This window comes from Curtobacterium sp. PhB172, from assembly GCF_003752545.1.
Lineage (GTDB): Bacteria > Actinomycetota > Actinomycetes > Actinomycetales > Microbacteriaceae > Curtobacterium.
Map to the genome: position 1 here is coordinate 428,711 of NZ_RKIF01000005.1, position 23,429 is coordinate 452,139.

General features: G+C 72.2%; 20 protein-coding genes. 15 read left to right on the forward strand and 5 right to left on the reverse strand.

Annotated elements, in window-relative coordinates:
• Nucleotides 1-26 precede the first annotated feature (26 nt).
• Complete coding sequence (locus EDF42_RS03165) at nucleotides 27-3,233, forward strand: BTAD domain-containing putative transcriptional regulator (protein ID WP_123671426.1); 3,207 nt, start codon at nucleotides 27-29, stop codon at nucleotides 3,231-3,233.
• A 10-nt stretch (nucleotides 3,234-3,243) separates the two neighbouring features.
• On the opposite strand, the gene EDF42_RS03170 is transcribed toward EDF42_RS03165, so the two are convergent.
• The gene (locus EDF42_RS03170; protein ID WP_123671427.1) at nucleotides 3,244-4,077 is read right to left on the reverse strand and encodes an ABC transporter permease; all 834 of its coding nucleotides are present in this window, start codon (nucleotides 4,075-4,077) and stop codon (nucleotides 3,244-3,246) included.
• Nucleotides 4,074-5,087, reverse strand: coding sequence for an ATP-binding cassette domain-containing protein (locus EDF42_RS03175; RefSeq protein ID WP_123671428.1), 1,014 nt, complete (start codon nucleotides 5,085-5,087; stop codon nucleotides 4,074-4,076). The genes EDF42_RS03170 and EDF42_RS03175 overlap by 4 nt, the downstream gene beginning before the upstream one ends.
• A gap of 175 nt (nucleotides 5,088-5,262) precedes the next feature.
• Here EDF42_RS03175 and truA point away from each other — a divergent pair, with 175 nt between their 5' ends.
• From truA to glmM, 5 genes are all read left to right on the forward strand, one after another.
• Nucleotides 5,263-6,150, forward strand: a complete 888-nt coding sequence (gene truA, locus EDF42_RS03180; protein ID WP_260212653.1) for a tRNA pseudouridine(38-40) synthase TruA — start codon at nucleotides 5,263-5,265, stop codon at nucleotides 6,148-6,150.
• A gap of 81 nt (nucleotides 6,151-6,231) precedes the next feature.
• Complete coding sequence (locus EDF42_RS03185) at nucleotides 6,232-9,315, forward strand: ExeM/NucH family extracellular endonuclease (protein WP_123671429.1); 3,084 nt, start codon at nucleotides 6,232-6,234, stop codon at nucleotides 9,313-9,315.
• Nucleotides 9,316-9,645: 330 nt separating this feature from the next.
• Nucleotides 9,646-10,092 carry a 50S ribosomal protein L13 gene (gene rplM, locus EDF42_RS03190; RefSeq protein ID WP_123671430.1) on the forward strand — a complete coding sequence of 149 codons (447 nt, stop codon included), beginning with the start codon at nucleotides 9,646-9,648 and terminating at the stop codon, nucleotides 10,090-10,092.
• Nucleotides 10,093-10,129: 37 nt separating this feature from the next.
• Nucleotides 10,130-10,615, forward strand: coding sequence for a 30S ribosomal protein S9 (gene rpsI / locus EDF42_RS03195; protein ID WP_111083442.1), 486 nt, complete (start codon nucleotides 10,130-10,132; stop codon nucleotides 10,613-10,615).
• A 22-nt stretch (nucleotides 10,616-10,637) separates the two neighbouring features.
• Nucleotides 10,638-12,011, forward strand: coding sequence for a phosphoglucosamine mutase (gene glmM, locus EDF42_RS03200; RefSeq protein WP_123671431.1), 1,374 nt, complete (start codon nucleotides 10,638-10,640; stop codon nucleotides 12,009-12,011).
• A gap of 354 nt (nucleotides 12,012-12,365) precedes the next feature.
• On the opposite strand, the gene coaA is transcribed toward glmM, so the two are convergent.
• Together coaA and EDF42_RS03210 are read right to left on the reverse strand one after the other, a co-directional pair.
• Nucleotides 12,366-13,310 carry a type I pantothenate kinase gene (coaA, locus tag EDF42_RS03205; protein WP_123671432.1) on the reverse strand — a complete coding sequence of 315 codons (945 nt, stop codon included), beginning with the start codon at nucleotides 13,308-13,310 and terminating at the stop codon, nucleotides 12,366-12,368.
• A gap of 105 nt (nucleotides 13,311-13,415) precedes the next feature.
• A complete protein-coding gene (locus EDF42_RS03210) occupies nucleotides 13,416-13,901 on the reverse strand; it encodes a glutathione peroxidase (protein WP_111083439.1) in 486 nt (161 codons plus the stop codon).
• A gap of 70 nt (nucleotides 13,902-13,971) precedes the next feature.
• Here EDF42_RS03210 and glmS point away from each other — a divergent pair, with 70 nt between their 5' ends.
• From glmS to EDF42_RS03255, 9 genes are all read left to right on the forward strand, one after another.
• A complete protein-coding gene (gene glmS / locus EDF42_RS03215) occupies nucleotides 13,972-15,819 on the forward strand; it encodes a glutamine--fructose-6-phosphate transaminase (isomerizing) (RefSeq protein ID WP_123671433.1) in 1,848 nt (615 codons plus the stop codon).
• A 7-nt stretch (nucleotides 15,820-15,826) separates the two neighbouring features.
• Nucleotides 15,827-16,201 (forward strand): holo-ACP synthase, encoded by a 375-nt coding sequence (locus EDF42_RS03220; protein ID WP_123293157.1) that lies wholly within the window; start codon nucleotides 15,827-15,829, stop codon nucleotides 16,199-16,201.
• Nucleotides 16,198-17,301: an alanine racemase gene (gene alr / locus EDF42_RS03225; protein ID WP_123671434.1), complete on the forward strand. Its 1,104-nt coding sequence runs from the start codon at nucleotides 16,198-16,200 to the stop codon at nucleotides 17,299-17,301. The genes EDF42_RS03220 and alr (EDF42_RS03225) overlap by 4 nt, the downstream gene beginning before the upstream one ends.
• Nucleotides 17,298-18,464, forward strand: a complete 1,167-nt coding sequence (gene alr, locus EDF42_RS03230; protein ID WP_185040738.1) for an alanine racemase — start codon at nucleotides 17,298-17,300, stop codon at nucleotides 18,462-18,464. Before alr (EDF42_RS03225) ends, alr (EDF42_RS03230) begins: the two co-directional genes overlap by 4 nt.
• Nucleotides 18,461-18,973: a tRNA (adenosine(37)-N6)-threonylcarbamoyltransferase complex ATPase subunit type 1 TsaE gene (gene tsaE / locus EDF42_RS03235; RefSeq protein WP_260235030.1), complete on the forward strand. Its 513-nt coding sequence runs from the start codon at nucleotides 18,461-18,463 to the stop codon at nucleotides 18,971-18,973. Before alr (EDF42_RS03230) ends, tsaE begins: the two co-directional genes overlap by 4 nt.
• A gap of 74 nt (nucleotides 18,974-19,047) precedes the next feature.
• On the forward strand, nucleotides 19,048-19,683 hold the full coding sequence (tsaB, locus tag EDF42_RS03240; protein ID WP_123671435.1) for a tRNA (adenosine(37)-N6)-threonylcarbamoyltransferase complex dimerization subunit type 1 TsaB: 636 nt from the start codon (nucleotides 19,048-19,050) through the stop codon (nucleotides 19,681-19,683).
• Nucleotides 19,684-19,685: 2 nt separating this feature from the next.
• Nucleotides 19,686-20,237: a ribosomal protein S18-alanine N-acetyltransferase gene (gene rimI, locus EDF42_RS03245; protein ID WP_260235031.1), complete on the forward strand. Its 552-nt coding sequence runs from the start codon at nucleotides 19,686-19,688 to the stop codon at nucleotides 20,235-20,237.
• A complete protein-coding gene (tsaD, locus tag EDF42_RS03250; protein ID WP_123671436.1) occupies nucleotides 20,224-21,279 on the forward strand; it encodes a tRNA (adenosine(37)-N6)-threonylcarbamoyltransferase complex transferase subunit TsaD in 1,056 nt (351 codons plus the stop codon). The genes rimI and tsaD overlap by 14 nt, the downstream gene beginning before the upstream one ends.
• Nucleotides 21,280-21,420: 141 nt before the next feature.
• Nucleotides 21,421-22,200 carry a DUF4190 domain-containing protein gene (locus tag EDF42_RS03255; protein ID WP_123671437.1) on the forward strand — a complete coding sequence of 260 codons (780 nt, stop codon included), beginning with the start codon at nucleotides 21,421-21,423 and terminating at the stop codon, nucleotides 22,198-22,200.
• On the opposite strand, the gene EDF42_RS03260 is transcribed toward EDF42_RS03255, so the two are convergent.
• Nucleotides 22,193-23,383 (reverse strand): class I SAM-dependent methyltransferase, encoded by a 1,191-nt coding sequence (locus EDF42_RS03260; protein ID WP_123671438.1) that lies wholly within the window; start codon nucleotides 23,381-23,383, stop codon nucleotides 22,193-22,195. The two genes, EDF42_RS03255 and EDF42_RS03260, sit on opposite strands and share 8 nt — an antisense overlap.
• Between the last annotated feature and the right edge of the window lie 46 nt (nucleotides 23,384-23,429).

Sequence of the window (23,429 nt, forward strand, 5' to 3'; positions counted from 1 at the left end):
ACACCGGCGCTCCGTAGACTCGCACCGTGACCGTCCCGACCCGAATCAACGTCCTCGGACCGGTCACGGTGACGGGTGCGGACGGCCGGCAGTCGCCCGTGCCCGGAGCGCTCGCTCGGGCGTTCCTGACGGCGCTGGTGCTCGCGCGCGGCCACGCCCGGACCACCGAGTCCCTGATCGACGACCTCTGGCCGGACGCGCGGCCGCGGGGTGCCCGTGCAGCGCTGCAGACGCTCGTGTCCCGACTGCGCCGGAGCGTGGCGGACGGCCTCGTGGTGTCGACGAGCACCGGGTACGCGTTGGGCGGCGACCCCGAGGACGTCGACCTCGCCCGTGCCGAGCATGCGGTGGGCGAAACGGAGCCGGCAGCGGTCCGTGCGGCCCTCGACCTCTGGCGTGGTGACCCGGGCGCGGACGTCGACGGCGACCTGGGCGCGGCACTCGCAGACCGTGCGGCAGCGCTCCGGCGGACGCTCCGGCGCGCGCTCGGCGGTGCACTGCTCGACGAGGGCGACGCCGACGAGGCCGCCGCACTCTGGGCGGCAGAGGCCGTCGCCAACCCCTACGACGAGGTCGCGGTCGCCGGTTCGATGCGCGCCCTTGCCGCAGCCGGCCGCACGAGCGAGGCCCTGGCCGCCTTCGCGGCGCACCGTGACCGCCTCGCCGACGAACTCGGCGCCGACCCCTCGGCCGACCTGGTCCGCCTCAACGCCGAGTTGCTGCGCCGGTCCGGCCCCGCCACGGGCAGCGTCCGCCGCGTCGGCCTGCGTGCTGCGCCGAACACGTTGGTCGGGAGGGAGGCCGACCTCACCGCCGTCTCGGACCTGCTGTCCTCCGGACGGCTGGTCACGATCCTCGGTGCGGGTGGGCTGGGGAAGACCCGCCTCGCGCAGGCGGTCGCCGCCGGCCTGCCGCCGACACAGGGCGTCGTCGTGTTCGAGCTCGCGCCGCTCGCCACGGCTGACGACATCGTGCCGGCCCTCGGCGCGCTGCTCGGGATCGCCGAGTTCCGCTCCACCAGATCGCTCCGGGACGCCGTCGCGGCCGACCTGCGCACCCGGGTCGTGCGGGCGCTCGCCGACGGGCCGACCGTGCTCGTCCTGGACAACTGCGAGCACCTGGTGGCCGAGGTCGCCGCCTTCGCCGCGGACCTGCTCGCGACCGTGCCCGCCCTGCGGATCCTGACGACGTCGCGCGCGCCGCTCGCCATCGCCGGCGAGGTCGTGGCTCCCCTCGCGCCCCTGCCCGTCGAGGCCGACGGGGCGGCCGTCCGGCTCTTCACCGAGCGGGCGCGGGCCGCGCGACCCGGAGCCGTGCTGCCGGTGGACACGGTGCGCCGGATCTGCACGCGGCTCGACGGGTCACCGCTGGCCATCGAGCTCGCGGCCGCACGCATCCGGGGGATGAGCGCCGACGAGATCGAGCGCCGGTTGGACGACCGGTTCGCGCTGCTGCGCGGCGGTGACCGGAGCGCCCCGGAGCGGCACCGCACCCTGCTCGCCGTGATCGAGTGGAGCTGGCGCCTGCTCGACGACGGGGCCCAGGACCTGCTGACGCGCCTGGCGCTCTTCCCGGACGGACTCGCGGTCGACGCCGTCGAGGCCGTCGCCGCCCCGGACCGCAGGGCCGACGCGCTCGACGACCTCGCCGAGCTCGTGGAGCAGTCGCTCGTGCAGCTCGTCGAGCACGAGGGCGAGCCCGTGCGGTACCGGCTGCTCGAGACGGTGCGGGAGTTCGGTGCGGCCCGGCTGGGGGACCGCGGCGCCACCGAGGCCGTCCGTGCGGCCATGATCGGCTGGGGCCGGGGGTTCGCGGCCGAGCGCAACCTGCTCACGATCACGGGTTCCGCCCAGCTCGAGCGGTTCCGCGAGGTCGCCCGCGAATCCGACAACCTCGTCACGCTGCTCCGCTGGAGCCTGGCTGCCGACGACACCGCGGCGGTCGCGCACCTGTTCGCGGCCCTCGGCGGCTACTGGTCGCTGCGCGGGGCCCACGGTGAGGTCGTCGCACTCGGCCCCGAGGTCGTCCCGGTCCTGCGCCGTACCGGACCGGCGACCGAGGACCGTGCCGCGACCGTGCTCGGACTCGTCGTCACCGGCGGGTCATCCGCGTTCAGCGACAAGCGCACCGCAGCCCTCGCCGTGTCGACCCTGCGCCGCGTGATGCGCGACGGCACCACCGGGTTCGCGGTGCTCGACGCCCAGGCAGCGCTGCTGCTCACCCTGGGGCGACCGGCCGACGGGTACGCCCTGCTCGCCCGCTACCGCGACGACCCGGAGCCCGGTGTCGCCTGCCTGGCGAACATGCTCAGCGCGCCGCTCGCCGAGAACGACGGGGAGTCCGCTGTCGCCCTGCGGTACGCGACCCGCGCCGAGACGCTCTCACGGTCGAGCGACGACGCCTGGACCACCGGGTCGATCGCCGTCACCATGACCCAGCTCCTGGCGCAGACCGGTCGGCACGCCGACGCCCTGCGGTCCGCCGAGGTCGCCCGCGAGCAACTCGAACGGTTCGGGGCCGACGACGACCTGTACGAGATCGGCTGGACCGTCGGCCTCTGCGCCGCGAGCACCGGCGACGTCGTGCGCGCCCGGCAGGTCGCCGACGACCTGCAGCACCGTCCGGTCGAGGCCCGCGGCGGGTTCGACGAGGACCGGGTGCAGATCGGCGTGCTCGCGATGGCCATCGGTGCGGAGTGCTCGCGCTGGGAAGAAGCCCTCGACGACGCTGCGGCGGAGTACGCCCGCGCCTGGGACTCCGTGCTGCCCATGCGGAAGCAGACGCCGCACTGGACGCTCATGGCGGGCTCGGCGCGGATCGCGGCGCGGGACGAGGCGGCGGTGCACCGGTCCGACGGAGCCGCGCCGGGCCTCCCGGTCGACGACGTGGCGGTCGCGAGACGCCTGCGCGTCGGTGCGCTCGTGATGCTGCGCGTCCACCCGTGGTGGCTGGACCTGCCCGTGATCGGGACCGCCCTGCTCGGCCTGGCGCTCGCCGCCGCCCGTGACGGACAGCCAGAGCACGCCGCTCGCTGCTGGGGGCTGGCGACCCGACTCGGTTCGCGGCAGGACTTCGGCGTGCTCGCGCACCCACGGATGCGGTCGGTGCTGGCCGACGCCCTCGGCGACGCGGTGCTGGCCGACGCCGAGACGGCCTCGGCCGGATCGAACCGGACCGAGGCCGTCTCGCAGGCGCGGCTCCTGCTCGAGGAGCTGCGGTTCCGCGTGCGCTGACCGGCGCCCGTCAGGCCTTCCGCATGTACGCGCGGACCGTCAGCGGTGCGAACACCGCGACCACGACCGCTGCGCCGAGCAGGCTGATCCAGAGGTCGACACCCACCGTGCCGTGGTTCACGAGCTCGCGGACCGCCGTGATCAGGTGCGAGATCGGGTTCACCTCGGAGAACCAGCGCAGCCAGTCCGGCAGGGTGTCCGCCGGCACGAACGCGTTCGACAGGAACGTCAGCGGGAACAGCACCATGTTGGAGATGCCGGAGACGCTCGACGCCGTCCGCGCGACGACGCCGAAGTAGGCGAAGATCCAGCTGATCGCCCACGCGACGACGATGACCAGCAACCCGGCCAGGACGACCGCACCGAAGCCGCCGGCCGGACGTAGCCCCATGATGATGCCGACCGTGAAGGTGATCGTCGTGGCGATCGCGTACCGGACGGTGTCGGCGAGCAGCGCACCCGCGAGCGGGGCGATCCGGGCGATGGGCAGGGACTTGAAGCGGTCGAAGACGCCCTTGTCCATGTCCTCGCGCAGCTGCACGCCCGTGACGATCGACGACGTGATGTTCGTCTGCACCAGGATGCCGGGGATGATGATCGGCAGGTAACTCGCGACGTCACCCGCGATCGCACCACCGAAGATGTACGTGAACATCACGGTGAAGATGATCGGCATCAGGGTGACGTCGAACAGCTGCTCCGGGGTGCGCCGGACCTTGATCAGCCCGCGGTACGCCATCGTGAGCGACTGCCGGACGGTGGCGCCGAGGCCGGTCGCACCGACGCCGGGGCGCGGGGTGACACGGGGGGTCGAGGTGCCCGTGGTGGTGGTGATGGTGGTCATGCGATGCTCCCTGCGAGTTCGCGGTCGGTGCTGTCGTTGTCGTCGTCGGTGCCGTCGTCGTCGGTGGTCGCCGGTGCGCCGGTGATCGTCAGGAAGACCTCGTCGAGGGTGGGCTTCTGCACGCTCATCTCGGCGAGGGTGATGCCGGCCTCGCGGAACGACACCAGCAGGTCCGTCACGCGGTCGGGATCCGACATCGGCGCGGTGAGACGCGAGCCCTCGGGGCTGGCCACCGCGTCGACACCGAGGGTGTTCCGGACGATCGTGCGCGCGGCGTCGAGCCGGAGCGCATCGGTCAGGCGGAGCTGCAGCGACGAACTGCCGATCGAGGCCTTCAGCTCGTCGCTCGTGCCCTCGGCGACCACCTTGCCGTGGTCGATGACCGCGATGCGGTCGGCGAGCTGGTCCGCCTCGTCCAGGTACTGCGTCGTCAGCAGCACCGTCGAGCCCGTCGCCACGAGCTCGCGGATGGTGTCCCACATCTGCGCTCGGGTCCGGGGGTCGAGCCCCGTGGTCGGCTCGTCGAGGAAGATCAGCGGCGGCTGCGCGATGAGGCTCGCAGCCAGGTCGAGCCGGCGACGCATGCCACCGGAGAAGGCCTTGAGCGGGCGTGACGCGGCTTCGGTCAGCCCGAAGCGTTCGAGCAGCTCCACGGCCTTCCGCTTCGCATCCGCGCGGGACAGCCCGAGCAGGCGCGCGAAGATCACCAGGTTCTCGGTCGCGCTGAGCGTCTCGTCGACGCTGGCGTACTGACCGGTCACCCCGATCAGGGTGCGGACCGTCGGCGCCTCACGTCGGACGTCGTGCCCGAAGATCCGGGCCTCGCCGCCGTCCGCCTTGAGCAGGGTCGCGAGCATGGAGATGGTGGTGGTCTTGCCGGCGCCGTTGGGACCGAGCACGCCGTAGACCGTGCCGGCCTCCACACGGAGGTCGACACCGTCCACTGCGCGGTTCGTCCCGAAGGTCTTCACGAGGCCGGAGGCCTCCACCGCGAGCGGTGTCGTGGTCATCGAAATGTCCTTTCGTCGATGTCGAGGACGATGGTGCCGCGGGGCGCTCACGCGGCACTGACGTGGCGCTGACACCGGTGGACAGCGCGCGTCAGCGGCGCAGCGGCCTTCGGTTGCGCAGACGGGTGTCCGCGGACTGCCGGGAGGCGCGGTGCGGCCCCGGTACGGTGGTCGCGTGGACGAGACGGCGGGCCCGCAGAGCGGCGGCGAGGTTGCCGGGATCCGGCTGCGGCTGGACATCGCGTACGACGGCGCCGCGTTCTCCGGGTGGGCCCGGCAGCCCGGGCTGCGGACCGTGCAGGGCGCGCTCGAGGCCGCCCTCGCCACCGTCTTCACCCGGTGGGGCGAGCCGCCACTGCTCACCGTCGCCGGACGCACCGACGCCGGCGTGCACGCCACCGGGCAGGTCGCTCACCTCGACCTCTCCACCGAGCAGTGGGACGCGCTCAGCGCCAAGCGCGGCACGGGGCGCTCGCCGCTGGACGGACTCGTCAAACGCGTGAACGGCATCGCGGCACCAGAGGGCGACGTCGTCGTCACCCGGGCGTCGGTCGCGCCGGACGGGTTCGACGCCCGGTTCTCGCCGCTCTGGCGACGGTACGAGTACCGGATCGCGGACGCCGACGCCCCGCGCGATCCACGTCGGCGCGGGTACACGGTCTGGCACGGAGCGAGCCTCGACCCGGCAGCGATGGAGCGCGGTGCGCTGACGCTGTTGGGGCTGCACGACTTCGCGACGTTCTGCAAGCCGCGCGAGGGCGCGACGACCATCCGGACGTTGCAGGAGTTCCGCTGGGACCGCGAGCCGGACGGCGTGCTGGTGGCGCGCCTCCAGGCCGATGCGTTCTGCCACTCCATGGTGCGCGCGATGGTGGGAGCGACCATCGCCGTCGGCGAGGGGCGGTTCGGGCCGGAACGGCTCGAGGAGCTCCGCGTCGCCGAGACGCGGACGAGCGCGTTCAAGACGGCGCCGGCGAAGGGGCTGACCCTGACCGAGGTGGGGTACCCGGCCGACGCGGAGCTCGCGGGGCGGGCGGAGCAGACGCGGGCACGGCGGGAGTGAACGCCCGGTCCTGATGTTGCCGAACGCAATCATTTACCTCGACGCAACCTGAGGGACTCCGCAGGTCGGTAGCGTGCGTGCATGCCCAACCTCCTCGGGCGCACTCTGCTGTGCGCCACGGCTGCCGCGACACTCCTCGCGGCCCCGCTCGTCACCGTCACCGCAGCGACCGCGAACCCCGAGGGGAGTGGCCTCGTCATCGAGGAGGCCTACCTGAAGGCCGGCAGCAACGGCGCCTTCTACAACCAGAAGTTCATCGAGATCGGCAACCCGACCGACGCCCCGGTGTCGCTCGACGGCTGGTCGCTGCAGTACCGCTCGGCGACGAGCACCGGCGCCTTCTCGACGAGCGCGCTCGAGGGGACGGTGCCGGCCGAGGGCACGTTCCTGGTGTCGATGGCCGGCAACGGCGGTGCCACCCCGGTCGGAGCGGACCTGCCGACGGCGGACGACACCGCCTCGCTGAACCCGTCCGGCACCACGGGCACGCTCGTGCTGTCCGACGCCACCACGCCGGTGGCGCTCGCCGCGGGACCGGTGACGACCGGCACCGCTGGTGTCGTCGACCTGCTCGGCTACGGCGCCTCGAACACCTTCGAGGGCACCGTGCGCACCGTCGAGGGCGCGAACGCCGTGCCGAACGGCCTGGTCCGCCAGGGCGCGACGGACACCGACGACAACGGCGCGGACTTCTCGGTGACGACGACCCTGACCCCGCGGAACGCCGCGGGTGAGACCGCTGCGCCGACCGACCCGACCGAGCCCACCGACCCGACCGACCCGACCGACCCGACGGAGCCGACGGACCCCGGCGCCCCCGCCGAGGCCGTCACCATCGCCCAGCTGCAGGGCACCACGGACACCTCGCCCTACGCCAGCAAGACCGTCACCACCGACGGCGTCGTCACCGCGGTCTACGCGTCCGGCGGCTTCAACGGCTACACGATCCAGACCCCGGGGACCGGCGGCGCGGTCGACTTCGGCACCCACACGGCGTCCGACGCCGTGTTCGTCTTCTCGTCCGCGACCGCCGGGCTGGTGGCCGAGGGCGACCACGTGCGGGTCACCGGTGCGGTCTCCGAGTACTTCGGCCTGACCGAGCTCACCGTGTCGAACACAGCGTCGTTCCAGAAGCTCACCGACACCGTCGTCGCCCCGCAGCCCGCCGCGGTCGCGTTCCCGTCGTCGGACGCGCAGCGCGAGTCGCTCGAGAGCATGCTCATCGCCCCGCAGGGCTCCTTCACGGTCGCCGACAACTACACGACGAACCAGTACGGCGAAGTCGTGCTCGCCAGCGGCGCCGGCCGGCTCGTCCAGCCGACCGAGGTCGGTCGCCCCGGCAGCGCCGAAGCGAAGGCCGTCGAGGCGTCCAACGCCGCGCGCAAGGTCACGCTCGACGACGGTGCCAGCACCAACTTCCTGACGAAGGCGAACCAGGGCATCCCGGTGTCGTGGCTGACCCAGGGCCCGGTCACCGTCGGTGCGACCGCCACGTTCGAGGGTCCGGTCGTCCTCGACTACCGCAACAGCGGGTGGAAGTTCCAGCCGACCGCGCCGATCACCGGTGCGACCCCGGCGGCGGACCTGCCCGCGTCGTTCTCGAACGTGCGGCAGGCCGAGCCGCAGGACGTCGGCGGCGACCTGAAGCTCGCCGGGTTCAACGTGCTCAACTACTTCCCCACCACGGGTGACCAGCTCACCGGGTGCTCGTACTACACCGACCGCGCGGGCGACCCCGTCACGGTGAACTCCGGCTGCGACGCCCGCGGGGCTGCTGAGCAGGAGGACTTCCTGCGCCAGCAGGTCAAGATCGTCAAGGCGATCAACGGCCTCGGCGCGGACGTCGTCTCGCTCGAGGAGATCGAGAACTCGGCGCGCTTCGGCCAGGACCGCGACGCGGCGGTCGCCACGCTCGTCGACGCCCTCAACGCCGCCACCGGCGAGGACACCTGGGCCTTCGCGAAGTCCCCCGCGACCGTTCCGGCGAGCGAGGACGTCATCCGCCTCGCGCTCATCTACAAGCAGGACCGCGTCGAACCCGTCGGCGACTCGACGATCCTGCTCGACGCCGCGTTCACCAACGCCCGGCAGCCCGTCGCGGACGCGTTCCGCCCCCTCGGCGGCACCGCCGACGACGACTTCCTGGTGATCGCGAACCACTTCAAGTCGAAGGGCTCCGGCACCGGCGAGAACGCCGACCAGGGCGACGGCCAGGGCGCCTCGAACGCCGACCGGGTGCGGCAGGCCAAGGCCCTCGTGACCTTCTCCACCGACATGCAGGCGCAGTACGGCACCGACAAGGTGTTCATGCTCGGCGACTTCAACGCCTACAGCAAGGAGGACCCGGTGGTCGTCCTCGACGACGCCGGCTACACCGACCTCGGTCCGGCGCTCGACGCCACCGAGTACTCGTACGTGTTCTCCGGCCTGAGCGGGTCGCTCGACCACGTGTTCGCGTCCCCGGCCGCCACCGAGACGGTCACGGGCGTGGACATCTGGAACATCAACTCGGTCGAGTCGGTGGGCCTGGAGTACAGCCGCTACAACTACAACGCGTCGGACCTGTACACCGACGACGTGTTCCGCGCGAGCGACCACGACCCGATCCTGGTGGGCTTCGACCTCGATGCTGCGGGCACGGACCCGGGCACGGACCCCGGCACCGACCCGACCCCGACGCCGGGTGACGGCGGCACGACCCCGACCCCCACGCCGACCCCGTCGCCGACCGCTCCGATCGCCCCGGTGGCTCCCTCGGAGACCGGTCTGACCGACGCGAACCGCGGGAGCGTCTCGGCGCCGTCGTCGGCTCGTGCGGGGGAGACCATCACTGTGACCGTCGGCACGCAGTACGCGGGTGACGTCGTGAACGTGTGGCTGTACTCGACGCCGACGCTGCTCGGCACCGTGACGGTCGGCGCTGACGGCACGGTGCGCGTCACGATCCCGTCGGACACCCCCGCTGGTGCACACCGCCTCGCGGTGACGGCCGCGGACGGGAGCCTGATCGGCTGGACCCCGATCACGATCACCGCTGACGGGCAGCTCGCGTTCACGGGCGCCGAGGGCCTCGGTGCCGGTGCGCTGGTCGCCTTCCTGCTGCTCGCGGCGGGTGCCGGCGTCCTGATCGTCCGCCGCCGGAGGACCGCGGCCGCCGCGGAGTAGTCCCCAGGCCCCACGGCGGCACTTCGTGAGCAGGAATGGTCGGGTTCGCCGTGCGCGACTCGACCATTCCTGCTCACGATGCGGGGTGAAAGCGACCCACGGACGGACGGGAGGCCCGTGGCCAGGCCGCCACGGGCCTCCCGTCCGGCAGTACCTGCGTTTGACCGACGCGACCCGCGTCGGCTAGGCTCTCACCTTGGTCTGTGCGCCACGCGCGCCGGACAGTCAGATGAGCCCTCCATCCGGGCGTTCCGCCGGCTTCTGCCGCGGGGAACCCCGACCGGAGTGGGATTCACGGACTCCTCACCTCGACACGAAAGCAGCACTCCTGTGACTCGCACGTTCTCACCGAAGCCGGCAGACGTCCAGCACGACTGGATCGTCATCGACGCGACCGACGTCGTCCTCGGTCGTCTCGCCACCCACACCGCGGCGCTCCTGCGCGGCAAGCACAAGGCCACCTTCGCCCAGCACATGGACATGGGTGACTACGTCATCATCGTGAACGCCGACAAGGTCGCCCTGACCGGTTCGAAGCTCGCGAAGAAGGTCTACTACCGCCACTCCGGGTACCCGGGCGGCCTGACGGCGACCTCCTACCCGGAGATGCTCGAGAAGCACCCCACCCGCGCCGTCGAGAAGGCGATCCGCGGCATGCTGCCGAAGAACACCCTCGGTCGCGAGCAGCTCAAGAAGCTGAAGGTCTACGCCGGCGCGGAGCACCCGCACTCCGCGCAGCAGCCCAAGGCGTACATCTTCGACCAGGTCGCACAGTAGTTCCGGCCACGACGACTTCAAGGACACGAAAAAACTCATGGCTCAGATCGCTGATTCCCTCGACCAGACCCCGGAGAGCTTCACCACGGAGAGCGCACCCGCCGCTGCCGAGGCTGCTCCCCGTCAGATCCTCAACGTCTCCGGCGGTGCCGTCGGGCGCCGCAAGGAGGCCATCGCGCGCGTTCGCCTCGTTCCGGGCTCCGGCACGTTCGTCGTGAACGGTCGCTCGCTCGAGGACTACTTCCCGAACAAGCTGCACCAGCAGCTCATCAACGACCCGTTCAAGGTCCTCGAGCTCCTCGGCTCGTACGACGTCGTCGCCCGCATCACCGGTGGCGGCCCCTCGGGTCAGGCCGGCGCACTCCGCCTCGCCATCGCCCGCACCCTGAACGAGATCGACCGCGAGAACAACCGCGCGACCCTCAAGAAGGCCGGCTTCCTCACCCGTGACGCCCGCGTCATCGAGCGCAAGAAGGCCGGTCTCAAGAAGGCCCGCAAGGCTTCGCAGTTCTCGAAGCGCTAGTCGTCACCGGCTGAAGATCGCAATGCCGCGTCTGTTCGGTACCGACGGGGTTCGTGGTCTCGCCAACGGCGAGCTGACGGCCGCGCTCGCACTGGGTCTTGCCCAGGCGAGCGCGGCCGTCCTCACACACGGACACCATGCCGACGCCCGCCGGGCGTCCGGTCGACCGCGCCCGCGCGCGGTCCTGGCGCGCGACCCGCGCGTCTCCGGTGAGTTCCTCGGGTCCGCTGTCGCGGCCGGGCTCGCCTCCGCCGGCGTCGACGTGCTCGACGCCGGGGTCATCCCCACCCCCGCTGCGGCGTTCCTCGTCGCGGACATCGACGCCGACTTCGGCGTGATGATCTCCGCGTCGCACAACCCCGCCCCGGACAACGGGATCAAGTTCTTCGCCACGGGTGGTCGCAAGCTGCCGGACGAGGTCGAGGACCGCATCGAAGCGGCCATGCACGACCACTCCGCACCGACCCCCACCGGCATCGACGTCGGCCGGATCACCCGGTTCGCCGACGCCGAGGACCGCTACGTCGTCCACCTGCTCGGCACGCTGCCGCACCGGCTCGACGGCGTCCACGTCGTGCTCGACTGCGCCAACGGTGCTGCCGCGGGCGTCTCGCCCGAGGTGTTCGTGAACGCCGGGGCCCGCGTGACGCTCATCGGCGCCGAGCCCGACGGTTGGAACATCAACGACGGCGTCGGCTCGACCCACATCGACAACCTGTCCCGCGCCGTCCTGGCCGCCGGCGCGGACGTCGGCATCGCGCACGACGGCGATGCCGACCGCTGCCTGGCGGTGGACGCCGCGGGCAACGCCATCGACGGTGACCAGATCATGGCGATCCTGGCGCTGTCGCTGCAGGAGCGCGGCCGGCTGAAGGACGACACCCTCGTCGCGACGGTCATGTCCAACCTCGGGCTGAAGCGTGCCATGGCGGATGCGGGCATCACCGTGATCGAGGCCGGCGTCGGCGACCGCTACGTGCTCGAGAAGATGAACGAGGGGGACTACTCCATCGGTGGCGAGCAGTCCGGCCACATCATCTTCAACGAGTACGCCACCACGGGCGACGGCATCCTGACCGGGCTGCACCTGGTCGCCGAGATGGCGCGCACCGGGAAGTCGCTGCAGGAGCTCGCATCGTGCATGACGGTGTTCCCGCAGGTGCTGCTCAACGTCCGCGGCGTCGACCGGCACGGGCTGGCCGACCAGGGTGTGCAGGACGCCATCGCCGCCGCCAGCGAGGCGCTCGGGGACAGCGGCCGTGTGCTGCTCCGTCCGTCGGGCACCGAGCCGGTCGTGCGCGTGATGGTCGAGGCCGCCTCGCAGGACGATGCGCAGCGCATCGCCGAGGAGCTCGCCGCCGTCGTGCAGGAGCGCCTGGCGCTCGACGCCGCGTAGGCCGGAGTGCCGGGCGCGACTTCGCGCTGCGCGCGCCGCGCGCGCTCGCGCCCCGCTGCGGTCGTTGCGCCCCGACTCTTTGGGGCGCGATGACCGTACGGGGGTGCAAGCCTGCGCGCACCCGCGCACGCGACCGCGCACGCGACCGCGTCGCGCGCCGCTTGCGTCGCGCGCCGCTTGCGCCGCTTGCGCCGCTTGCGTCGCGCGCCGCTTGCGCCGCTTGCGTCGCGCGCCCGCGCGCCCGCGCGCCCTGCTGCAGTCGTTGCGCCCCGACTCTTCGGGGCGCGATGACCGTACCGGGGCGCGCACCCGCGCGCACCCGCGCGCACCCGCGCGCACCCGCGCGCACCCGCGCTAGATCTTGCGGAGCAGGACCGAGTTCACCTTGTGGTCCGCGGCCTTCTTCAGCACCAGTGTCGCGCGGGAGCGCGTGGGCAGGACGTTCTCGAGCAGGTTCGGCTCGTTGATCGCCCGCCAGACCTCGGTCGCCGTCCGGACCGCGTCGTCGCGCGACAGCGCGGCGAACCGGTGGAAGAACGAGTCCGGGCTCGAGAACGCCTCCTCCTGCAGTGCCAGGAACCGGTCGACGTACCAGGCCTCGATGTCCTTGGTCTTGGCGTCGACGTAGATCGTGAAGTCGAACAGGTCGGACAGCGCGAGCCGCCCGTGCACCGGCGGGGCGAGCACGTTCAGGCCCTCGACGATGAGGATGTCCGGCTGGCGGACGACGATCTCGGCGTCCGGCACGATGTCGTAGACCAGGTGCGAGTAGTACGGCGCCCGGACCTCGGTCGCGCCGCTCTTCACCTGGCTGACGAACCGCAGCAGGGAGCGACGGTCGTAGGACTCCGGGAAGCCCTTGCGGTCCATGATCCCGCGACGCTCGAGCTCGGCGTTCGGGTACAGGAAGCCGTCGGTGGTCACCAGTTCCACCCGTGGGGTGTCCGGCCAACGCTTCGTCAGCTCGCGGAGCAGCCGCGCGACGGTCGACTTGCCGACCGCGACGGACCCGGCGACGCCGATCACGAACGGCGTGCGTCCGGCTCGGTCACCCAGGAACGCCGATGTCGACGCGTGCAGGTTCCGTGCACCGGCGGCGTAGAGCGTCAGCAGCCGCGACAGCGGGAGGTAGACCTCCTGCACCTCCTGCATGTCCAACCGGTCGCCGAGCCCGCGCAGCTGCACGATCTCGGTCTCGGTGAGCGACAGGTGCTCCTTGGGTGCGAGCTGCGACCACTCGTGCCGCGGGATCTCCACGAACGGGGTCGGGTGCGCGACGGCGGTCTCCGGGATCGGCATGGGGACGAGCGTACAGACGGGAGGCCCGGTGCAGGTGCGCTGACCGGCTCACCTGCACCGGGCCTCCCGTCCAGTGCTCGGTGTGCGTCCGCAGGACGCGGTGCGTCAGGCGGGCAGGGCGGCCTCGATGGCCGCGATCACCTCGGGGGCGTCCGGCTTCGTGGTCGGACGGAAGCGCGAGACGGTGCCGTCGGGGGCGACGAGGAACTTCTCGAAGTTCCAGCTGACCCGTCCGGCCTTGCCGTCGGCGTCCGGGGTCTCCTTGAGTGCCTGGTAGAGCGGGTGCGCGCTCTTGCCGTTCACCTTGACCTTCTCGGACATCGGGAAGGTGACGCCCCACGTGGTGGAGCAGTACTCGTCGATGGCCTCGGACGAGCCGAGCTCCTGCAGGAACTGGTTGCTCGGGAACCCGAGGACCGTGAAGCCGCGCGGCCCGTACTGCTTCTGGAGGGCCTCGAGCTGCTCGTACTGCGGAGCGAGGCCGCACCGCGACGCGACGTTCACGACCAGCACCGCCTTGTCCGCGAACGAACCGAAGGTGGTGTCCTCGCCGTGCAGCGTGGTGATGGCGATGTCGTCGAAGCGTCCCATGGCCGAAACGTTATCCCCAGCCCTGCTGCTTCGCAGGGTCCGCGCTCAGGCAGACCGTAGGATCGCTTCCATGTGTGGAATCGTCGGCTACGTCGGCAGCAACAGCAGCCAGGACGTCCTCCTCGGTGGCCTCCGTCGCCTCGAGTACCGCGGCTACGACTCGGCGGGCATCGCCGTGGTCGACCCTGCGGGGGACCTCGTCTCCGCCAAGAAGGCGGGCAAGCTCCAGGCCCTCGTCGACGAGCTCGAGTCGTCGCCGATCCCGGACGGCACCACGGGCATCGGGCACACCCGCTGGGCGACCCACGGCGGCCCGACGGACGGCAACGCCCACCCGCACCTGGCCGACGGCGACAAGCTCGCCCTCATCCACAACGGCATCATCGAGAACTTCTCCGAGCTGCGCGCCGAGCTGCAGGCCGAGGGCATCGAGTTCCGCAGCGAGACCGACTCCGAGGTCGCCGCGCACCTGGTCGGTCGGGCGTTCCGCGAGACCGGTGACCTGACCGCCGCCATGCAGCAGGCCGTGCAGCGACTGGACGGGGCGTTCACGCTCCTCGTCGTGCACGCCGACCAGCCCGGCGTCGTCGTCGGCGCTCGGCGCAACTCCCCGCTCGTGGTCGGCCTCGGTGACGGCGAGAACTTCATGGGCTCGGACGTCGCCGCGTTCGTCGCCTACACCCAGCGCGCGCTCGCGATCGGGCAGGACGAGATCGCCACGATCCGCCCCGACCGCGTCGACGTCATCCACTTCGACGGCACCCCGGCCACCCCGAGCGAGTTCGAGGTGAACTGGGACGCCTCCGCGGCCGACAAGGGCGGCTGGTCCTCGTTCATGGCGAAGGAGATCAGCGAGGAGCCCGAGGCCGTCGCCAAGACGATCCTCGGCCGCGTGCACGACGGTGCCGTCACCCTGACCGACCTCGACCCGATCGCCGAGCGCCTGGCCACGGTCGACCGCGTCATCGTGATCGCCTGCGGCACCGCTGCGTACGCCGGCATCCTCGGCAAGTACGCCATCGAGCAGTGGGCCCGGATCCCGGTCGAGGTCGAGCTCGCCCACGAGTTCCGCTACCGCGACCCGGTGCTGAACGAGCGCACCCTCGTCGTCTCGATCAGCCAGTCCGGCGAGACCATGGACACGCTGATGGCGGTCAAGTACGCCCGCGAGCAGGGCGCGCAGGTGCTGTCGATCTGCAACACCCAGGGTGCGACGATCCCGCGCGAGTCCGACGCCGTGATCTACACGCACGCCGGGCCCGAGGTCGCCGTCGCGTCGACGAAGGCCTTCATCGCCCAGGGCGTCGCGCTGTACCTGCTGGGCCTGCACCTGGCCACCCTGCGCGGCACCATGACGGCGGAGCAGATCGCCGAGCAGGTCGCCGAGCTCGAGGGCCTCGCCCCGAAGCTGCAGCAGACCATCGACGACGCCGCCGGCATCAAGGACCTGGCGCGCTGGATGGCGGACACCCGCAGCGTGCTGTTCCTCGGTCGCCACGTCGGCTACCCGATCGCGCTCGAGGGTGCGCTCAAGCTCAAGGAGCTCGCGTACATCCACGCCGAGGGCTTCGCCGCCGGTGAGCTCAAGCACGGCCCGATCGCGCTCATCGAGCCCGGGCAGATCGTCTTCGTCATCGTGCCGTCGCCGCGTGACCCGCGGTCGCTGCACCCGAAGGTCGTGTCGAACATCCAGGAGATCCGCGCCCGTGGTGCTCGCGTGATCGCCATCGCGGAAGAGGGCGACGCCGCCGTGCTGCCCTTCGCCGACGAGGTCCTGCGCATCCCGCTCGCGACCCCGCTGTTCGAGCCGCTGCTCGCCGTGGCGCCGCTGCACATGTTCGGCATGGAGCTCGCCGCGGCCAAGGGCCTCGACGTCGACCAGCCGCGCAACCTCGCGAAGTCGGTCACCGTCGAGTAGTCGCACGATGATCATCGGCATCGGGGTCGACGTGGTGGACCTGGAGCGGTTCGAACGGGTGCTGTCGCGCACGCCGGCGATGCGTGCGCGGTTGTTCACCCCGGCCGAGCAGGTCCGCGACGGCGAACAACGGCCGATCGCGTCGCTCGCTGCGCGGTTCGCGGCCAAGGAGGCCCTGATCAAGGCGTTCGGCTCCAGCGCCGGGCTCAGCTGGCAGGACCTCGAGGTCGTGTCGGACGACCAGCGCAACCCGTCGCTGACGCTGCACCAACAGGCGCGACAGGTGGCGGATGCGCGTGGCGTGACGAGCGTGCACCTGTCGCTCTCGCATGATGGAGGGATCGCGACCGCGTTCGTGGTCCTGGAGGGAACAACGAAGTGAGTGCGTTCACCGGCATCACGGTCGATCGTGAAGCGCTGATCGAGAACTACGCGACGATCGCCGAGCAGGTCGCACCGGCCGGTGTCATCGCGGTCGTCAAGGCCAACGCCTACGGCCACGGCGCGCTCGACGCCGCACGGGCCTTCGTCGACGCCGGTGCCGAGTGGCTCGGCGTCGCGGACATCGACGAGGCCGTCGCGCTCCGGCAGGGCGGCATCGACGAGGACGTCCGGATCCTCGCGTGGTTGCACGCCCCCGACGAGGACTTCCGCCGGGCAGCGCAGTACGGCATCACCCCGGCGGTGTCGAGCGTCGAGCAGTTGTCCGCCGCTGCCGACTCCGAGGTCGGCGCCGTGCACATCTGCGTCGACACCGGCCTGAGCCGCAACGGTGCGGTCGAGTCCGAGTGGGCCGAACTCTTCGCGACCGCCGGGGCCCTCGCCCGTGGTGGCAACCGCACCCGTGTCGAGGGGCTGATGTCGCACCTGTCGAACGCGTCGCGCACGGACGACCTCGACCAGGACGCCGCACTGCAGCGCGCACTCGACGGCCTCGCCGCCAACGGCATCGTGCCCGACCTGGTGCACCTCGCCGCGAGCGCCGCGAGCATCGCCGTGCCGGAGACGCGCCGCGACCTGTCCCGCGTCGGACTCGCCCTGTACGGCCTGAGCCCGTTCACCGACCGCACGTCGGCCGACCTCGGCCTCCGCCCCGCGATGCGTGTGACCGCTGCCGTGCTCCGCACCGTCGACGTCCGCGCCGGCGAGGGCGTGTCCTACGGCTACACCTGGCGGGCGTCGACCGACACCCGCCTCGCCGTCATCGGCCTCGGGTACGCCGACGGCTTCGACCGCGACTTCGGCAACCGGGTCTCGGTCCGCATCGGCGACCGCACGTTCCCGGTGGTCGGCCGGGTCGCGATGAACGCCATGCACGTGGACATCGGCGACGCCGACGTCAGCATCGGCGACGAAGCCGTGCTCTGGGGCGACCCAGCGAACGGCGACCCCGCGGTCGAGGACTGGGCCGCCGCGATCGGCACCATCAACTACGAGGTGGTCGCCCGGGTCGGCCACAGCGTGCACCGGAGGACGACGTGAGCTCCGCACCCCTGCGCCAGGCACGGATCGACCTGGACGCCTACCGCGCGAACCTCGACCTGGTCCGCGAGTGGATGGACCCCGTCGCGGTCATGGCGATCATGAAGGCCGACGCCTACGGCCACGGTCTGGAGCCGATCGCGCTCGCCGCGGTGGACGCCGGCATCCGCTGGATCGGGGTGCTCACGGTCCCCGCGGCCCTGCGTCTGCGGTCGATCGGCGTCGGTGAGGACGTCCACCTCTTCACCTGGCAGCACGACCCCGCACTCGACTTCCGCGACGCCATCGACTCCGCCGTCGACCTCGGTGTCTCGAACGTGCCGGAGCTGCAGCGCGTCATCGACGCCGTCGACCAGCGACCCGCGCGCGTGCACCTCGGCTTCGACTCCGGGCTGCACCGCGACGGAGCGACCCCGGCGGCCTGGCCGGCGCTCGTGTCGCTCGCGCTGGACGCCCAGCGCGCCGGCCGCATCGAGGTCGTCGCGGCGTACACGCACCTGGCGGAGTCCTCGGACCAGGACGACGCCGACGCCGTGGCGCTCTTCGACGACGCCGTGGAGCAGGCCGACGACCTCGGGCTCGACCTCCCGATGGAACACGTCGCCGCTTCGCTCGCCGGGTTGGAGCGCAAGGAGTTCCGCAAGGACATGGTCCGGATGGGCGCCAACCTGTTCGGCATCCCGGGCGCGGACGGTGTCTCGGCGGCCGACCTCGGGCTCGAACCCGTGATGACCCTGACGGCGTCCGTCGCGAAGACCAAGCGGGTCCCCGTCGACACCGGCGTCTCGTACGACTACACGTACCGCACCGCCTCGGAGACCACGCTCGCGCTCGTGCCCGTCGGGTACGCGGACGGCGTCCCCCGTCTGGCGCAGGGCCGCATCGAGATCGCGATCGGCGGCAAGCGCTACCCGATCGCTGGTCGCGTCGCGATGGACCAGTTCCTGGTCGACATCGGCGACGACGACGTCCGCACCGGCGACACCGTGACCCTGTTCGGCACCGGCGAGCACGACGAGATGACCGTCCTCGACTGGGGCCGTTCGCTCGGCACCATCGGCGAGGAGATCGTCTGCCGCATCGGGCCCCGCGTGCCACGGTTCTACGAGGGCCACGACATCGAGGGACGCGTCGGGGAGTACCTGCGGGGCGACCAGTCGTGACCGGCGCCGCTCGGGTCCTGCTCGACACGGCCGTCGATGGCACCGAGGCGATGGGCCAGCTCGGGGCGCGGTTGGCCGCGGTCCTGCGTGCCGGCGACCTGGTCGTGCTGACCGGGCCGCTCGGCGCCGGCAAGACGACGCTGACCCGTGGCCTCGGCGCCGCCCTCGGCGCGCGTGGCCAGGTGTCGAGCCCGACCTTCGTCCTCGCCCGGACGCACCCCACCACCGCCGGACCGGACCTGGTGCACGTCGACGCCTACCGGCTGTCCGACCCCGTCGAGCTGGACGACCTCGACCTCGACTGGGATGCGTCGATCGTCGTGGTCGAGTGGGGCCGCGGCATGGTCGACGGCATCAGCGACAGCGTGCTCGACGTCGAGATCACCCGGGCCACCGGTGCCGACGCCTCCGGCACCACCGAGGCCGACGACCCCGACGACGTCCCCGACGAACCCCGCCGCGTCGTCGTCACCGCGACCGGCCCACGCTGGGACGGCGTCTCGCTCTGACCCCGGTGGCGCGTGCGTGCGGCACGACAGCAGCGCCGCCGTCGACGTCGCCGCACCCCGCCTACGATGGACGGGTGCTCCTCGCCATCGACACCTCCGCCGGAACGTCCGTGGCCGTCGTCGACCCGGCCACCGGCAATCCCCTCGCCACCCGCGACACCGAGGACAGCCGCCGGCACGCCGAGGTGATCGGCCCGTTCCTGGCCGAGGCGCTCGCCGAGGCCGGCATCACCGGCGCGGACGTCACGGGCGTCGTCGCCGGCACGGGCCCCGGCCCGTTCACCGGTCTGCGCGTCGGCATCGCCGCCGCCCGCACCTTCGCCGCCGCGGTCGGCGTGCCCGTCCTGCCGCTCGTGAGCCACGACGCGGTCGCGGCCGACGAGCGCGACGGCCGACGGGACGGACCGTTCGTCGTCCTGACGGACGCCCGCCGCCGCGAGGTCTACTGGAGCGCGTACGACCAGACCGGCACGCGCGTTGCGGGTCCGGGTCTCGCCAAGCCCGCCGATCTCGACGAGGCGATCCGTGCCTCCCGGCCCGAAGCGGTGGGCTGGGACCGCGTGACGGCCCTGTCCATCCCTGCCTGGAGGCTCGGATCACTCGCCGCGGACCGCCTGCGGTCCGGCGCGGGGTTCGACCAGGACACCCCCCTCTACCTGCGGGAACCCGACGTCACGGTGCCGGGTGCGCCGAAACGGGTGAAGCAGTGACGGTGCCGGACGGCCTCCGCCTGCGGCGGGCGCACCCGCAGGACCTCGACGACATCATGTGGCTCGAGCACGTCTCGTTCCCGACGGACGCGTGGTCGGCGTCGCAGATGTCGGGCGAGCTGTACTCGCCGCACGGGTACTACGTCGTGATCGAGACCGTCGACGACTCGGCCGCGCCGTCGGTCGTCGGGTACGCCGGACTGTCCTCGCTGGCGGGCAACCCGGTCGCCGACGTGCAGACAATCGCGGTCGCAGCCGGGCAGCGCGGCAAGGGACTCGGGCGGGTGCTGTTCACGGAACTCCTCGACGAGGCCCGTCGCCGCGGTGTGCGCGAGGTGTTCCTCGAGGTGCGCGCCGACAACCCCGTCGCGCAGTCGATGTACACGGCGTTCGGGTTCGAGCACATCGCGACCCGGCCCCGCTACTACCAGCCGGACGGCGTCGACGCGTGGGTGATGCGGGCGGAGCTGCCGGTCGCAGCAGACGCGGCGCCGACGCCGACGGCGTCGACCGTCGGCCCGATCGGACAGGAGGCGCTCGATGAGCGTGGCTGAACCACTGGTGCTCGGCATCGAGACGAGCTGCGACGAGACGGGTGTCGGGATCGTGCGGGGGAGCACCCTGCTCGCGAACGTCATCGCGTCGAGCATGGACGAGCACGCCCGGTACGGCGGCGTCGTGCCCGAGGTCGCCGCGCGGGCGCACCTCGAGGGGATGACCCCGACGCTGCACGAGGCACTCGAGCGGGCCGGGGTCACCCTCGACGAACTCGACGCCGTCGCGGTCACCGCCGGGCCGGGTCTGGCGGGCGCGCTCATGGTCGGTGTGGGTGCCGCGAAGGCGCTCGCCGTCGCCACCGGCAAGCCCCTGTACGGCGTGAACCACCTGGTCGGGCACGTCGGCGCCGACGTCCTGCGCACGGACGGCAGCGACATCGAGCTGCCGACGATCGCACTGCTGGTGTCCGGCGGGCACACCTCGCTGCTGCTCGTGAAGGACCTGGTCGGCGACGTCGAACTGCTCGGCGAGACCATCGACGACGCCGCGGGTGAAGCGTTCGACAAGGTCGCGCGGCTGCTCGGGCTGCCGTACCCCGGCGGGCCGCAGATCGACCGGGCCGCGGCGGACGGCGACCCGAAGGCCATCCGGTTCCCCCGCGGCCTGACGCTGCCGAAGGACCTGGCCGCGCACCGGTACGACTTCTCGTTCTCCGGGCTGAAGACCGCCGTCGCCCGTTGGGTCGAGCGCTGCCGCGACGAAGGGCGCGAGGTGCCCGTGGCCGACGTCGCGGCGAGCTTCCGAGAAGCCGTCGTCGACGTCCTGCTGACCAAGGCCCTGAACGCGTGCCGCGACACCGGCGTGGACCGGCTCCTGCTCGGTGGCGGTGTGGTCGCGAACGCCCGACTGCGGCAGGTCGCCGAGGAACGGTGCGCCGCCGCGGGCGTGCAGCTGCGGATCCCGCCGTTCGACCTGTGCACGGACAACGGCGCCATGATCGCGGCCGTCGGTGCACGCCTGGTCGCCGAGGGGCACTCGCCGAGCGACCTCGGGATCGCGGCCGACTCGACGTTGCCGGTGACGACCGTCCAGGTCTGAACCGTCCGGGCCCCGACCCGGTCTGAACCGTCCGGGCCCCGACCCGGTCTGAACCGTCCGGGCCCCGACCGGTCGGCCCTCGGGTGCCTGTGGGAGGATTCACGTGGCGTCGGAGAGACCGGGCGCCGAGAGGGGTGGACGGTGTCCGATCAGAACGAGTGGCCGAAGCCGGGCGAGACGACGCCGGGCGGTACGACCGGCGGGCAGCCCGAGGGGACGCCCGCTCCGGATGCACCGCAGGCCCCCGACGCACCCCAGGCCCCGTCGGCTCCCGAGCAGCCGCAGAACCCGTACGGGCAGCAGCAGCCGTCGAACCCGTACGCGGCACCGCAGCAGCCGAACCCCTACGGTCAGCCGCAGCAGTCCAACCCGTACGGCCAGCCGCAGCCGTCGAACCCGTACGCGGCTCCGCAGCAGCCGCAGCAGCCGCAGCAGCCGCAGAACCCGTACTCGGCACCGCAGGCGCCGCAGGACCCGTACGGCGCCGCCCAGAACCCGTACGGCCAGCAGAACCCGTACGCGCAGCAGGGCGGTCAGAACCCCTACGCGCAGCCGCAGCAGCAGCCGTACGCGTCGGCGGGTGCCTACGGTGCGACGGGGTACCAGCCCTACGCGCAGCGCCCGAAGACGAACACGCTGGCGATCCTGTCGATCGTGTTCGGCCTCGCCGCCGTCCCGATGTGGTTCATCGCGATCCTGCTCGGCCCGGCCGGCGCGATCCTCGGCCACGTCGCACTCGGCAAGATCAAGCAGAACGGTGAGGCCGGCCGAGGGCTCGCCCTGACCGGCATCATCGCCGGCTGGGTGATGACCGGCGTCTGGCTGATCTGGATCGCCTTCATCATCTTCCTCGGCGTGATCGGCCAGAGCTCGTACTCGACGTACGACTACGACTCGGGTACCGGCGCGTTCCTCAGCTGAGCCGCTCGCACAGGATCGCGGTGTGCCGGCCCTCCAGCCGGGTGAGCACGAGGGTCACGCGACCGGTCCCGCGTAGCCGCAGGCGCTTGCGGAACTGCGCCGGGTCGACGTCGACGCCGCGCTTCTTGATCTCGACGGTGCCGATGCCGTCGGCGGCGAGCCGCGCTGCCAGGCGCTTCACGTCGAGCGGCATGGTGTCGAGCACCCGGAAGCCCTGGGCGAAGGGCGTCGACACGGCACGGTCCGAGGTCACGTAGGCGATCCCGTCGGACAGCATGTGGCCGTCCAGGTCGCGTGCCAGGTCGCCGATGAGCCGTGCGCGGATGACGGCGCCGTCCGGCTCGTACAGGTAGCCACCGAGCGGTCCGACCTCGGCGTCCTCGGCGTCGGCGGGGCCGGTCATCTCGGCGATGCCGTGCGCACCGATCACCGTGGCGGCGCGGCGGATGCCCGGCCGGGCGAGGGGCCCGAACCACAGTGCGAGCTCGACGACCTCGCGGTCGACGGACGTCCACTGTGCTTCGGCCGTGTCCGGGATCAGGTCGCGGTCGATGCCCGGCCCGAGCTTCACGCCCGTCGGGGTGTGCGTCGCGGCCGCGAACACGGTGTCGAGCGACGGCGACCAGTCGTCCGGGTCGGCCAGTCGGCGGGTGTCGGAGTGGCCGCTCGTCCGGCGGGCCGGGTCCATCCAGACGCCGTCCACCGAACCGAGGTCGAAGGCCGCTGCGTCACCGAGTTCGACCCGGGCGTTCGGCCACACTGCCAGGTTGTGCGTCGCGACCGCCGCGGTGACCTCGTCACGGTCGACCGCCGTGACGTCGAGGTCGAGCGCCGCCATGGCCATCGCGTCGCCGCCGATCCCGCACCCGAGGTCGGCGACCCGTGTCAGCCCGGCCGCGGCGAAGCGACCGGCGTGCTGGGCGGCGACCTGCAGCCGGGTGGCCTGCTCGAGCCCGGCCTCGGTGAAGAGCATGCGCGCGGCGAAGTCGCCGAACTTGCCACGGGCCTTGAGCCGGAGCTTGGCCTGGGTGAGGACCGCCGCGACGAGCTGCGGGTCGTGCCCCTCGGCGCGGAGCCGCGACACCACCCGGACGATCTCGCCGCCGTCCGAGACGCCGGGGGTACGGTCGAGCAGGGCCATCCCGTCGGGGGTCAGCAGTGCGGCGAGTTCGGCGGCTTCCATGTCCCGATCCTCCCAGGTGCTGGATGTTCCCCTGATGTGCTGGCAC